This is a genomic window from Ramlibacter sp. PS3R-8 (genome assembly GCF_037572435.1).
In the GTDB taxonomy this organism is placed as follows: Bacteria; Pseudomonadota; Gammaproteobacteria; order Burkholderiales; family Burkholderiaceae_C; genus Ramlibacter.
In genome coordinates, this window is sequence record NZ_JBBHGT010000001.1 from 1,281,330 (window position 1) to 1,294,636 (window position 13,307).

Here is a 13,307-nt window from a genome sequence, read left to right on the forward strand (position 1 = left end):
GTTCGGCGACGAGCCGACCCCGACATTGGTCTCGTTACGACAGCACCACGCTCGACAACCTGCGCCGGTACGTCGCCACCACCGGATCGTCCGGCGGGATCTGCCCTTCGGCCACCTTCGGTTTCGGCGGCTCGATGATTTCCAGGATCGCGATGTAGGTCTTGCGGGCGAGGTCTTCGCTCCATGCCTTGTCGCGCATCAGGATCTCCAGCAATTCGTCCATCGCGGCCGTCCACTGCTGCTGCGCGACGAGCAGGCGCGCGCGATCGAACCGGGCCTGGAAGTCGCGCTTGTTCGCGGCGATCTTCGCGTCCAGCTGCGCGGCCGATGGCTTGGCCGCGGCAAACGCCAGCGCGTCCAGCCAGCGTGCGAGCGCATCCACCTTGCGCACCGCGGCAGCCTTGGCGGCCATCGGCTCGAAGGTGCGGCGCGCGTCCGCCTCGCGGCCGGCCTGCAACAGCGCCTTCACATAGTCCACGCGCGCGTCGTCGTTCGACGGATCGGTGGCCACGGCCTGCTGCAGTTTTTCCAGCCGGGCGGCAGGATCCTCGGCGAGCGGATCGGGGGCCGGCTCCTCTTCCTCCGGCTGTTCGGCCAGCGCCTGCACGTGCTTGTCCAGGAACTCGCGCACCTTGCCTTCCGGCAGGGCGCCCATGAAGCCGTCCACCGGCTGGCCGTTCTTCATCAGGACGACGGTGGGAATGCTGCGGATGCCGAAGGCGCCCGCCAGCTGCTGCTCCTCGTCGGAGTTGATCTTTGCCAGCTTGAAGCCGCCGCCGTAGTCACCCTCCAGCTTTTCCAGGATCGGGCCGATGGCCTTGCAGGGCCCGCACCAGGGCGCCCAGAAGTCCACCAGCACGGGCTGGCTCATGGAGGCTGCAATGACCTCCTGTTCGAAGTTCTCGGCGGTGATGTCGATCATGCGGGGGTCGCTCGGCTCGCTAAAAGTAAAATCAGGGTCTTCTTCGGGAATTCTATGAACATGAGCGCCGTGTCGGTCGGGGTCGTCATGGGGTCCAGCAGCGACTGGGACACCCTGCAGCACGCGGTGCAGATTCTCCAGGAATTCGGCATCCCCCATGAAGCGAAGGTCGTCTCGGCCCACCGCATGCCCGACGACATGTTCGCCTATGCCGAGGCCGCCGCCGGTCGAGGCCTCCAGGCCATCATTGCCGGCGCGGGCGGCGCGGCCCATTTGCCCGGCATGCTCGCGGCCAAGACCACGGTGCCGGTGCTGGGCGTCCCGGTGGCCAGCCGCCACCTGCAGGGGGTCGATTCGCTGCACAGCATCGTCCAGATGCCCAGGGGCATTCCGGTGGCCACCTTCGCGATCGGCGCCGCCGGCGCTGCCAACGCGGCGCTTTTCGCCGTGGCCATGCTGGCCAGCCACGACCCTGCCTTGCGCGCCAGGCTCGACGCCTTCCGCGCGCGCCAGACGGACGCCGCCCGCGCCATGACCCTGCCCCCCAAGGACGCCGCATGAGCCGCCGGGCCGCCCCAAGGCGAATCCCACAGCGCGTAGCGCGGAGGGCATCCGAATGACAGTGCTGCTGCCCGGCGCCACGCTCGGCGTCATGGGAGGCGGCCAGCTGGGCCGCATGTTCGTGCATGCCGCCCAGCGCATGGGCTATTTCACGGCGGTGCTCGATCCGGACGAAAGCAGTCCGGCTGGAAGCGTGAGCCATCACCATGTGCGCACGGACTACCTCGACGAATCAGGCCTCGTCCGCTTGTGCGGCCATGCCGATGCCATCACCACCGAATTCGAGAACGTGCCCGCCGACGCGCTGGCCCGCCTGGCCGAGCGGCGGCCAGTGGCCCCGGGCGCGGCTGCAGTGGCCATAGCGCAGGACCGCGCGCAGGAAAAAGCCCATTTCACGCGCTGCGGTGTGCCTTGCGCGCCGCACGCGGTGATCGCCGACGCGGACGACCTGGACCGCGTCGTCGACGACCTGCTGCCCGGCATCCTCAAGACCGCGCGGCTGGGCTACGACGGCAAGGGGCAGGCCCGCGTGGGCACCCGGGCCGAGCTGCGCGCGGCGTGGGAAGGCCTGCGGCGTGCGCCGTGCGTGCTGGAGAAGCTGCTGCCGCTGGCCTTCGAATGCTCGGTGCTGGTCGCGCGCGGGCGCGACGGCGCCATGGTGCACCTGCCGGTGCAGCGCAACCTGCACCGGGCCGGCATCCTCGCCGTCACCGAAGTGCACGAGGGCTGCGTGCCCGCGGAGCAGGCGCGCCGGGCGGTGGAGTCCACGCGCCGCATCGCCGAAGGACTCGACTACGTCGGCGTGCTGTGCGTGGAATTCTTCGGGCTGGAAGACGGCGCGCTGGTGGTCAACGAGATGGCGCCGCGGCCCCACAACAGCGGGCACTGGAGCATGGATGCCGCCGATGTGTCGCAATTCGAACTGCAGGTGCGCACGCTGGCCGGCCTGCCGCTGGTGCAGCCGCGCCAGCACAGTCCGGCGCTCATGCTGAACCTGCTGGGGGACCTGTGGTTCGCCAGGGGCGCTGAGGAAAGCACGCCGGACTGGGGTTCCGTGCTGGCCTTGCCCGGCACGCACCTGCACCTGTACGGCAAGCTGGGCGCGCGGCCCGGCCGCAAGATGGGCCACCTCACGGTCACCGGCACCTCGCCGCAAGCCGTGCGGGCGGTCGCATTGCAGGCGGCGCAGCGCCTGGGCCTCCAGCCTTTCTGAGCCGACCCATGATCCTCGACGGGCGTCTGCCAGGGTCGATCGCGCAAGCCGCGCAGGTGCTTGCCGCCGGCGGCCTGGTGGCGTTTCCCACCGAGACGGTGTACGGGCTCGGCGCGGACGCAGGCAACGATGGCGCCGTGGGCGGGATCTTCGCCGCCAAGGGCCGCCCCAGCGATCACCCCCTGATCGTCCACGTGGCGGATGCCGCCGCCGCGGAGCGCTTTGCAGCGCAAGTGCCCCCGGTGGCGCAACGCCTGATGCAGGCCTTCTGGCCCGGACCCCTGACGCTGATCCTGCCCCGCCGGCCCGAACGCGGCGCGGCGGCCGCGGGCGGACAGGATTCGATCGGACTGCGTTGCCCCGCCCATCCCGTGGCGCACGCCTTGCTGCTGGCGTGCGCCCAGTGCACGCCGCCGGTGGACGGGCTGGCAGGCCCGAGCGCCAATCGCTTCGGCCGCGTCAGCCCCACGACCGCGGCGCACGTGGCTTCGGAATTCGACGACGGCCTGCTGGTGCTCGATGGCGGCGCCACTCCCGTGGGGATCGAGTCCGCCATCGTCGATTGCTCGCGCGGCCAGCCGGTGCTGTTGCGCCCGGGCGTGCTGACGCGCTCGCAGATCGAGCAGGCGTGCGGCGAAAGACTGTGGCTGCCCGAGGAGATGCCGGATGCCGGCCCGCGCGCCTCGGGCACCCTGGAGTCTCACTACGCCCCGGATGCGAAGGTGCGGCTCATGGACGGCAAGCTCATGCAGACGGCGCTGGATCTTCTGGGCCCGGACGCCGCCGCCATCGCCGTGTACGCCCGCTCGGCGCTGCGCACGCGCTCGCCGCATTACCGGCGCATGCCCGACGATGCCGTCGAGACCGCGCGGCAACTGTTTGCCGTGCTGCGTGAATTCGACGCGCAAGGCGTCAAGCTCATCTGGGTGGAGGCGCCACCGGACGCCCCCGAGTGGGACGGCGTGCGCGACCGGTTGCAGCGCGCGGCCGCGAGCTGAGGCTGGCGTCCGGCGACGGGTTTACGCGCCGTCGGTAAACTCGCTCGTTTCACCGGGAAAGATTTTCATCATGGCAACTCAATGGTTGCGGCGCGGCTGGCTGGCGGCCTGTGCGTCGGCCTTGCTGCTGGTCGCATGCGGCGGCGGCGACATCGTGGATCCGTTCTCGCCTGCGCGGGTCGTCACTTTCGGCGACGCCATGGCCGACCTGGGCCAGAACGGTTCGCGCTATACCGTCAACGACGGCACGCTGAATGTCTGGACGGAAGCCGTGTCGGTGCAGTACGGCCTGACCACGGCGCCCTCTTCAACCGGCGGCTTCGCCTATGCCACCGGCAACGCCCGCGTGGCGGCCAGGCCGGATGCGGCCGGCAGCAATGCCACGCCCACCGTGAAGGAACAGATCGACACGTTCCTGGCGACGGGCACGCTCGGTGACGACGACCTGATCCTGATCAGCGCCGGCACCTCGGACGTGATCGCCGAAGCGCAGAAGGTGATCACCGGCGCGCAGTCCGAAGACCAGATGCTGGATGCTCTCGGGCAGGCCGGCCGCGCGCTGGGCGCACAGGTCAAGCGCCTGGTGGACGCCGGCGCACTCCATGTGGTGGTCGCGGGCCCGTACAACCTGGGCCGCTCGCCGTGGGCGTTTCAAGTGAACCAGGGGTCATTGCTGGAAAGCGCCAGCAGCCGCTTCAACCAGCAGTTCCTCATTTACATCAAGGACCTGGGCGAGAACGTGCTGTATGTCGATGCGGCGCTGTATTTCAACCAGGTCACGGGCAACCCCGCGGCCTACGACCTGAACGAGCTGTCGCCGACCGCCGTTGTCTGCACTTCTGTCGATCCGGGTCCCGGAATCGGCACCGGCTCCGGCGAGGTCAACTCGAACCTGTGCACGCCGAACACCCTGGCCGCCGGGCGCGAGGACTACACGCGGTACGTGTTCGCCGATCGCGTCTATCCCACGCCGCGTGGCCACCAGCTGTTCGGCGACTACGTCTACGACCGCATCAAGGAGCGGTTCTAGGCTGCACGCAGGCCGGCCGTCAAGGCTGGCGGGCGGCCCATTGCACGAGCGCCTGGGTCGCGGCCCGCACGGCCGAGGCGCGCGGGTGGTTGGCAATCGCGACCAGCACGTAGCGCCGGCCCAGCGGGCCGTGCACGTAGCCGGCCACTCCGGACACGTCCACCAGGCTGCCCGTTTTCAGGTGCGCGAGGCCGGCGTTCTGCCGGTTGCGCCGCAAGGTTCCATCCAGGCCCAGCGCGGGCAGTGAAGCCACGAAGTCCGGCATCAGGGGCGAGGCCCACGCGGCCTGCAGCAACTGCCCGAGCTGGCCGGCGGTGATGCTCTCGGTGCGCGACAGGCCGGAGCCGTTGTCGGTGACGGGCGGCTCGCCGCCGAAGCGGTCGCGCCACCAGGCCCCTAGCACCTCGCGGGAGCCTTCGAAGGTGCCCACCGTGCGCTGCTGCAGGCTGAGCGTCAGGAACAGCTGCTGCGCCATCACGTTGTTGCTGAACTTGTTGATGTCGCGGATGACCTCCGCCAGTCCGGGCGATGCGAATTCGAACGCCGGCTTCGCGCCGGCCGGCACGCGACCGTCGCGCACCTGTCCCCGCAGTTCACCACCGATCTCGCGCCAGGCGGCCGCGATGGCGCGCGACGCGTAGTTCGCGGGGTCCGGGTAGGCGACCTGCCAGACCCGTTCGCCGCAGGCAGCGGGAAAGGTGCCGGCAAAGCGCACCTGCGCCGGATTGCGGAAGTCCGCCTGCAGGGAGGTGATCCAGTCTCCGCACTCGCCGCCGCCCAGCGGCACGCCGGCGGGCCATTGCACGCCGGCCAGCGCGGGCTCGGTGCGCACCCGCGCCTGGCCGTTTTGCGGCGTGATCGTCACGGTCACGGCCTTGAAGTTCACCAGCAGCGCGTCCGGGCTGGCGTTGTAGGGGCGCAGCGGCTCGCCGTCGAAGGCCGCGGGATCGCGCGCAGGCAGCGCGAACGCCGTTCGGTCCAGGACGATGTCGCCGGTGATGCTGCGAACGCCCATCGACTGCACGCGCTTGAGCAGCAGCCAGAGCCGCTCGATCACCAGCTTCGGGTCGCCCTGGCCCTTGATCACCAGGTTGCCCTGCAGCACGCCGTCGCGCACCGGGCCGTCGAAATAGACGGGAGTGTTCCAGACGTAAGTGGGGCCCAGCAATTCCAGGCCGGCCAGCGTCGTCGACAGCTTGGCGATGGACGCCGGGTTCACGCGCACGTCGACCCGGTGGGCCACGCGCGCCGGGCCGCCATCGACGGGCGCCACCAGCATGACGACGGCGTCGCGTGGCAATCCGGCTTCGGCCAGCGCGCTTTCGACTTCCGCAGGCAGGCCCTGGGCGAGCGCCGTGGCACCGGTCCAGGCAAGCAGCCAGCAGGCAAGGTGGGTCCGGTACTTCATGCGCGCCATTATGTTGTCCTGATGCTTCGATAATGGCGGTTGCCGGAACCCGACTTGAACCTCCTCGCCTTCGACACCAGCACCGAGACGCTTTCCGTGGCCGTGGCCGTGGCCGCAGGCGCAGCCGTGCTGGAGCACACGGCGGCCGGCGGGCCGCAGGCATCGGCCAGCCTCATTCCCGTGATCGAGGACTTGCTGGCCCGCTCCGGCCTGACGCTGGCGGCACTGGACGCGATAGCCTTCGGCCGCGGGCCGGGCTCCTTCACCGGCCTGCGCACGGCCGCCGCCGTGGCGCAGGGGCTCGGCTTCGGCGCCGGCGTCCCGGTGCTGCCCATCGACACGCTGCTGGCCGTGGCGGAGCAAGCACACGGCCTTTGCGGCGCCACGCAGGTGGTCGCGATGCTCGATGCGCGCATGGGCGAGGTCTACTACGCGGCGTACGAGCGCAGCGGGCCGGCGTGGACCACGCGCACGCCGCCCGCGCTGGGGCGGCCGCAGGACGTGCAGGTTCCTGCAGGCTGGACGATTGCCGGCAACCTGCCCGATGCGCTCGCCGGCCAGTTGCCGCCGGCGCGCCGCGTCACGGCCCTGCCCACCGCCGCCGCCCTGTTGCGGCTGGCCCCCGCCGGGCTTGCCGGACAGGCCGCCCATCCCGCCGCGCAGGCCCTGCCGCTCTACATCCGCGACAAAGTGGCGCAAACTACCGAAGAACGCGCGGCCGATCGCGCGCGCAAGGACTCCCAGCGCGCGGCCGACGCGGCGGAACCGACATGAGCGCAGTTTTCAAGAGCATGGAAGCGGGCTTCGAGCCCATGACCGAGGCCCGGCTGGAGCACGTGGTCGCGATCGAGCGCCGCGCCTACGCCCAGCCCTGGACCCGCGGCAACTTCGCCGATTCCCTGCGCTCCGGCTATCACGCCCAGATCCTCGGCGCGGGCGACGCGGTGCTCGGTTACTTCGTCGCCATGCAGGGCGTCGACGAAGTGCACCTCCTGAACATCACGGTGGAGCCGGCCTGGCAGGGGCAGGGCTGGGGCCGCGTGATGCTCGACGCACTGGTCCTGTGGTCGCGGGCGCAAGGCGCCCAGTGGCTGTGGCTCGAAGTGCGCACCACCAACGTCCGGGCGCAGCAGGTGTACCAGCGCTACGGCTTCCGGCGGGTCGGCGAGCGCCGGAACTACTACCCGGCCGACCACGGCCGGGAAGACGCCATCGTCATGAGCCTCAAGCTGTGAACCTCTCCCCGCGGCAACGCGCCATGTTGGCCGAGATGGGCGTCCGCGTCTTCCTCCCGGAGCCGGTGCCGGGGAGGGACGACGTCGCGCCGGCCGTGCTCGAGCCTTCCGTCGCGCGCATCCAGTCGCCACTGACCGCGGCGCCGCTCGCCACGCCGGCGGCGAGGCCGGCACCCGTGGCAGCCCTGTCGTCGCCGCAAGAGGGCGTCGACGGTCTCGGCTGGGAGGCGCTGGAGCAGGTGGTAGGCGACTGGGCTTCGGCCCTGCGGCGCAAGCCCCTGTTCGGCGAAGGCGACCGGCAACCGGACTGGCTGTGCGTCGGCGATCCCCCGGTGGAGGAGGAACTGCGGCGCGGCGCGCCCTTCGCCGGCGACGAAGGCAAGCTCCTGGACAACATGCTGCAGGCGGTGGGCACCAGCCGCCGCCGCGGCGCCTACCTGACCAACGCCTTCAAGTGCCGCCTGCCCGACGATCGCGAGCGCGAGGCGGAGGAAGCGGCCCGCTGGGCCCTGGTGCTCCGGCGCCAGGTGGAACTGCTGCGCCCCCGGGTGATCCTGGCCATGGGCCGGTTCGCGGTGCAGATGCTGCTGCAGGCGAACGAACCGCCGGGACGCCTGCGTGGCCGGGTCCACCGCTATGGCGACGTGCCGGTGGTGGTGACCTTCCATCCGAAATACCTGCTGCACAACCTGCCGGACAAGGGACGGGCCTGGGCCGACCTTTGCCTCGCCAAGACGGTGCTGCGCGATGGCGGCTGAAGCCGCCTTTTCGTGACGTAAGGCGCAATCGCGCGCACCAGTGCGGCCCCCCGCCCGGCGGCGCCCGCGAACACATTGCGATGACTGTAACGCTGTGCTACCTTCGTTGAGTAGCAGGAGCACACCGCATGTCCAGGCCCAAGACCAGGCGCCCAGCCGCCTACAGCGTCGCATCGGCGCCAGCCGTCGCCGGCTTTCGTCCTGCCGGTGCCGCCCTGGCCGTCGCCGCCGCGCTGGGGATGCAGCCGGTCATCGCGCCCGCGCAGCCGACCGGCGGCCAGGCGATCCACGGGCAGGCGAGCTTTTCGTCCAACGGCAACAACCTGGTGGTGCGCACGCAGAACGGCGCGGGCAACTTCTCGGCCCTCAACTGGCAAAGCTTCTCCATCCCCGCCGGCAGCGTCACGCGCTTCGTGCAGCCCACGCGGGACAGCACGTCGATCAACCGGGTGGTGGGCAACGACCCGTCGGCCATCTTCGGCACGTTGCGCTCCAACGGCAAGCTGGTCCTCGTCAACCAGTCGGGCATCGCGGTCGGCGCCGGCGCGGTGGTCGACACGGCGGGCTTCACGGCATCCACGCTGGGCATGAGCGACGACGATGCGGCGGCGGGACGGCTGCGTTTTTCCGGTGACAGCGCCGGCGCGCTGACCGTGGACGGCAGCATCGTGGCGCGCAGCGGCGACATCGTGCTGATCGCGCCGAACGTGCGCACGGGCGAAGCGGCGCTGGTCCAGAGCAACGGGTCGACCGTGCTGGCCGCCGGGCGCAAGGTGGAGATCACCGGCCGCGGGCTCGAAGGCATCCACATGGAGGTGCAGGCGGGGGACAAGGCCGTCAACCTGGGCACGCTCAAGGGCGACGCGGTGGGCATCTTTGCGCAGACCTTGAAGCACTCGGGCCTGGTCGAAGCGCGCGCGCTGACCAGCAAAGGCGGCAAGGTGGTCCTGCGGGCCACCGGCGGCGATGCGCTCGTCAGCGGCGCCATCGTCGCCTCGGCCGGGGGGCAAGGCGGCAGCGTGGACGTGCTCGGCGAGCGCGTCGGGCTGCTGGCGGGCGCGGCGATCGACGCCAGCGGCGCCCAGGGCGGCGGCCAGGTGCGCATCGGCGGTGACTACCAGGGCAACAACGCGAACGTGCCGAATGCCAAGGCGACGTACGTGGACGCAGCAGCGACCGTCCGCGCGGATGCCACCGTCCATGGTGACGGCGGTCGCGTGATCGTCTGGGCCGACGACAGCACGCGCATGCACGGCGACATTTCCGCGCGCGGCGGCGAGCAGGGCGGCAACGGCGGCTTTGCCGAGGTATCCGGCAAGAAATTCCTCGAGTTCGCCGGCCTGGTGGACTTGCGCGCGCCGCAAGGCGCGGCGGGCACGCTGCTGCTGGACCCGAACGACATCGAGATCCGGGGCAACGGCACCACGAACACGACGAACCAGGGTTCCATCTTCAGCGGCGGTGGCGGCACGTCGCGCATCCTGGACACCGACCTCGCGGCCCAGCTCGAAATGGCGCATGTGGAGGTCAGGACGTCGGGCGGTTCCCTGGGCCCCAACAACGGCTCCATCACCCTGTTGGGGGCTGCCGAAGTCGCCTGGAACTCCGGCAATACCCTGGGCCTGTTCGCCGACAGCTTCATCCAGCTGGATGGCAGGATCACTGCGACGGTCGCTGCGTCTCCGGCGCCCGCGGCCGGTTCCACCAACGGCGCGCTGTACATGCAGGCGGGCACGTACATCCAGCAGAACGCGACCACCAGCGTGCTGCAGGTCGGCTCGGTCTTCGCGCAGACCGCGGGCGGCGGCATTTCGCTGACCGGCGGCAACAAGATGGACCGCTTCCAGGGCGTTGCCGCGGGACCGGGCAACCACATCGCCATCGTCAATGCCGCGCCGCTCACCATCGGACAGGTGAGTACCGTTTTCGGCGGCGGCGGGGGCGACGCGATCAGCACCTTTGACGGCACCAACGCCGGCAACGCCGACATCACCACCACGACGGGTGACCTGACGGTCGCGCCCGGAGCCAACTTCTACGTCGGCGGCAACGCGCTGCTCAATGCGGCCTCCCATGTCGTGATCGACGACGTCACCGTCTACGCCATGGGTACGCTGCAAGTGGTGGCCGGGCAGGACGTGCGCATCGGGGCCGTGCCGGGCGACACCAGCACGAACCTGAGCGGCAACTCCGGCTTGAGCGTCACCGGCGGCCGCAACGTGGTCATCGGCAACAACGGCGTCGAGGTCGGATCGACCACCAGCCTCTACAGCGGCAGTGGGACCATCGACGTCAATGCGAGCGGCGACATCAGGTTCCGCTCCTCGTCGAACTCGATCTCCGGCTACGGAACCGGGCAGGCCACCAACATCGATGCCGGCGGCGACATCGACTTCAGCACCGACACCTTCGTGCAACGCTCCGGCGGCAGCATCGACGTGTTCGCCGGCGGCAGCATCCGGGGTGACGGCAGGTTCTGGACCAACGGCCGCGTCCCGGGCGCCTCGGGCAGCATCAGGCTCAACGCCGCGGGCGGGTCGCTCAGCTTCCTGGAAGTGCGGTCGCAGGGCAGCTTCTCGGGCATCTTCGCCGGCGACATCACGCTGCTCGCGCAGGGGGACATCAGGGGCACCAGCGTCTTCGCCAACGGCTACGACACATTCGGCAGCCAGAACGCCGGCAACGGCGGCCTGGTGACCGTCACGTCCAGCAATGGCGGCATCTTCGTCAACACGATCGAGGCGCAAGGCGGCGATTCGTTCGACGCGACCGGCCGGGCCGGCCGCGGCGGCGACATCATCCTGCAGGCCGCGACGGACGTCAGCGGCAGCAATATCCTTTCCAATGGCGGTGACGCCATGGCATCCAGCGTGACCACGGCACTGGTCGCACGGCGCGCCGGCGACATCAGCGTGACCTCCGGCGGCCGCATCGACCTGGCCAGCGTGCAGGCGGACGGCGGCAACGTATCCGCCGGCTCGGGCGGCGGTGGCACCGCGGGCGCGGGCGGCAGGATCCTGCTGGCCGCGGCGACCGGGGTGCAGGCCGGCGACCTGTGGGCCACGGGCGGCCGGGCGGAAGCGACGACCGGAACGGGCGGCACGGCCGGCGCCGGCGGCGGCATCGAGGTGACGAGCACCACCGGCGACGTGACGCTTGCCTCGCTCAATGCTTTCGGCGGCAGCTCCCAGGGCACGATCGGCGCAGGCCCCGGCGGCCTGGGCGGTACCGTGCTCGTCTCGGCGGGCGGCAATGTGTTCGGCTACAACGCCGACGTCAGCGGAGGCAGCGGCGCGACGGGCAGGGCCGCAGGCTCGATCGACATCAGCGCCGGCGGCTTCGTGGAGATGCAGGATCTGCATGCGAACGGCGGCTTCTCGGACAGTGACAGCAGCGGCGGCCGGGGCGGCCTGGTGTCCGTCACCGCTGCGGGCGACATCACGTTGCGCTCCTTCGGCAACGCGGCAGTCTCGGTGGACGGCGGCAGCAGCTACATCGGCCGCGGCGGCGACGCCGGCTTCATCACCGTCAAGTCCACTGGCGGCTCCATCGTGGCCGAGCAGATGCCGGCGTCCCTGGCCGGCATCGGCATGGCCGCGATCGACGGGGCGACCCCCGGTTTCCGTGCCAACGGCGGCTATGGCGCCTCGGGAGGCGACGGCGGTGGCATCGACATCGAGGCGAAACTCGACATCCGCACCGATGGCGTCGATGCCATGGGTGGCTACGCCGAGCCAGGGGGCGGACAGGGCGGCGCCGGCGGCATTGCCGCCGTCACCTTCGGCGGCTCCCTGGCCACACCCTTCATCGACGCCAGCGGCGGCAAGGGTGGCAGCGCGGTCGCCACCACGGGCGGCGGCGCCGGCGGCAGCGGCGGCACGGTCAAGGTCGTGCGCTCCAGCGGCAACCTGCTGCTGGGAAGCGGCATCCAGCTGATCGCGCGCGGCGGCGACGGCGGCGACGGTGAGTTCGAAGGCGCGCCCCTGGCCGGCAACGGCGGCGCCGGCGGACTGATCGACGTTTCTTCCGCGAACGCCGCGGTGGTGCTGCGGGCGCCGGAAATCCATTCGCAGGGCGGCATGGGGGGCATCAACTTCGACAGCACCACCGGCGCCACAGGGCAGCAAGGCGCCTTCACCGCCGCCGGCACCACGGTACGGGTGCAGGGCGCGATGCAATTGCACTCCATCTGGGTGAACAACTCCGACGTGCGCATGGAGGCCGCGTCCTCCGTCACGGGCGGCGGCGCTTTCATCAATTTCGGCGACGTGCAACTGGCCGACGCGACCGCGCTGTTGCCCTCGGGTGGCGTCGTCAATTCGGACGGGGCGCGCATCGTCGCCGTCGGCGGCAATTCGAGCCTCAACCTGGTCGACAACCACGGGCTGTTCAGGGTGGCCTCGGGCGCCACGGTCACCACGCCCGACTTCGCTTTCAACGAAGCCCGGGTGGTGGTCGACGGCACCTTGAACATCGGGTCGGGCGTGAGCAGCGGCCCGGCCGCGCTGATCGCCACCGGCTTCACGAACGCCGCCAGCGGGGAGATCAGCGGCACCGGCAACCTGGTCGTCGCCGGCGGCGCCGGCACGGTCGACAACTTCGGGACGATCTCGCCCGGTGGCGCGGGCAGCGTCGGCACGCTGACGTTGACGGGCAATCTGGTCATGCACGCCGGGTCGAGGCTGGAGATCGACTTCGCCAGCCCTACCTCCTACGACAAGCTTGCCGTGACCGGCGCCGCGACGACCGGCGGAGCCCTGGCAGTCAACCTGCTGGGCGGCGTCTCGGTTCCCGACGGTTCCTACACCGTGGTCCAGGCCGCGACGCTCGACGCCGGGACATTGCCCACCGTGGCACCGCTCTTCGACGCCGTCGCCAACGGGCCGGACCTGCAACTGGTCGTTGCGCCGCCGCCGCCACCGCCACCGCCGCCGCCACCGCCGCCGCCGCCGCCGCCACCGCCACCGCCACCGCCGCCGCCGCCGCCGCCGCCACCGCCACCGCCACCGCCACCGCCACCGCCGCCGCCACCGCCGCCGCCGCCGAGGCCGCCGCGCGTGGTGCAGAACGAAGTCGTGACCTTCGCCGAGCTGTTCGTGAGGGAAGCCAGGGAGCAGGAGAACGAGAACAAGGGCAAGGACGACATCGTCATCACCGACACGGCCTGCAAGCCGTGACGGGC

Annotated in this window: 10 protein-coding genes; 8 read left to right on the plus strand and 2 right to left on the minus strand. The window is 70.8% G+C overall.

The window, feature by feature from the left end:
• Positions 1-34 precede the first annotated feature (34 nt).
• Positions 35-922 (minus strand): thioredoxin, encoded by an 888-nt coding sequence (gene trxA / locus WG902_RS05980; protein ID WP_340059038.1) that lies wholly within the window; start codon positions 920-922, stop codon positions 35-37.
• Positions 923-982: 60 nt separating this feature from the next.
• Here trxA and purE point away from each other — a divergent pair, with 60 nt between their 5' ends.
• The 4 genes from purE to WG902_RS06000 all read left to right on the plus strand — a co-directional run bounded on the left by purE (position 983) and on the right by WG902_RS06000 (position 4,724).
• On the plus strand, positions 983-1,483 hold the full coding sequence (gene purE / locus WG902_RS05985) for a 5-(carboxyamino)imidazole ribonucleotide mutase (RefSeq protein WP_340059039.1): 501 nt from the start codon (positions 983-985) through the stop codon (positions 1,481-1,483).
• A gap of 55 nt (positions 1,484-1,538) precedes the next feature.
• Positions 1,539-2,696 carry a 5-(carboxyamino)imidazole ribonucleotide synthase gene (locus tag WG902_RS05990; protein WP_340059040.1) on the plus strand — a complete coding sequence of 386 codons (1,158 nt, stop codon included), beginning with the start codon at positions 1,539-1,541 and terminating at the stop codon, positions 2,694-2,696.
• Between the two features lie 8 nt (positions 2,697-2,704).
• The gene (locus WG902_RS05995) at positions 2,705-3,694 is read left to right on the plus strand and encodes an L-threonylcarbamoyladenylate synthase (RefSeq protein ID WP_340059041.1); all 990 of its coding nucleotides are present in this window, start codon (positions 2,705-2,707) and stop codon (positions 3,692-3,694) included.
• Between the two features lie 70 nt (positions 3,695-3,764).
• Positions 3,765-4,724 carry an SGNH/GDSL hydrolase family protein gene (locus WG902_RS06000; protein ID WP_340059042.1) on the plus strand — a complete coding sequence of 320 codons (960 nt, stop codon included), beginning with the start codon at positions 3,765-3,767 and terminating at the stop codon, positions 4,722-4,724.
• A gap of 19 nt (positions 4,725-4,743) precedes the next feature.
• Here the strand turns inward: WG902_RS06000 and dacB are convergent, their stop codons facing one another.
• Positions 4,744-6,132 (minus strand): D-alanyl-D-alanine carboxypeptidase/D-alanyl-D-alanine endopeptidase, encoded by a 1,389-nt coding sequence (gene dacB, locus WG902_RS06005; protein ID WP_340059043.1) that lies wholly within the window; start codon positions 6,130-6,132, stop codon positions 4,744-4,746.
• Between the two features lie 54 nt (positions 6,133-6,186).
• On the opposite strand from dacB, the gene tsaB reads away from it, so the two are divergent.
• The 4 genes from tsaB (at position 6,187) to WG902_RS06025 (ending at position 13,302) form a co-directional block, all read left to right on the plus strand.
• A complete protein-coding gene (gene tsaB / locus WG902_RS06010; RefSeq protein ID WP_340059044.1) occupies positions 6,187-6,906 on the plus strand; it encodes a tRNA (adenosine(37)-N6)-threonylcarbamoyltransferase complex dimerization subunit type 1 TsaB in 720 nt (239 codons plus the stop codon).
• Positions 6,903-7,367 carry a ribosomal protein S18-alanine N-acetyltransferase gene (rimI, locus tag WG902_RS06015; protein ID WP_340059045.1) on the plus strand — a complete coding sequence of 155 codons (465 nt, stop codon included), beginning with the start codon at positions 6,903-6,905 and terminating at the stop codon, positions 7,365-7,367. The genes tsaB and rimI overlap by 4 nt, the downstream gene beginning before the upstream one ends.
• Positions 7,364-8,125 carry a uracil-DNA glycosylase gene (locus tag WG902_RS06020; RefSeq protein WP_340059046.1) on the plus strand — a complete coding sequence of 254 codons (762 nt, stop codon included), beginning with the start codon at positions 7,364-7,366 and terminating at the stop codon, positions 8,123-8,125. Before rimI ends, WG902_RS06020 begins: the two co-directional genes overlap by 4 nt.
• 128 nt (positions 8,126-8,253) lie before the next feature.
• The gene (locus WG902_RS06025) at positions 8,254-13,302 is read left to right on the plus strand and encodes a beta strand repeat-containing protein (protein WP_340059047.1); all 5,049 of its coding nucleotides are present in this window, start codon (positions 8,254-8,256) and stop codon (positions 13,300-13,302) included.
• Positions 13,303-13,307 lie beyond the last annotated feature (5 nt).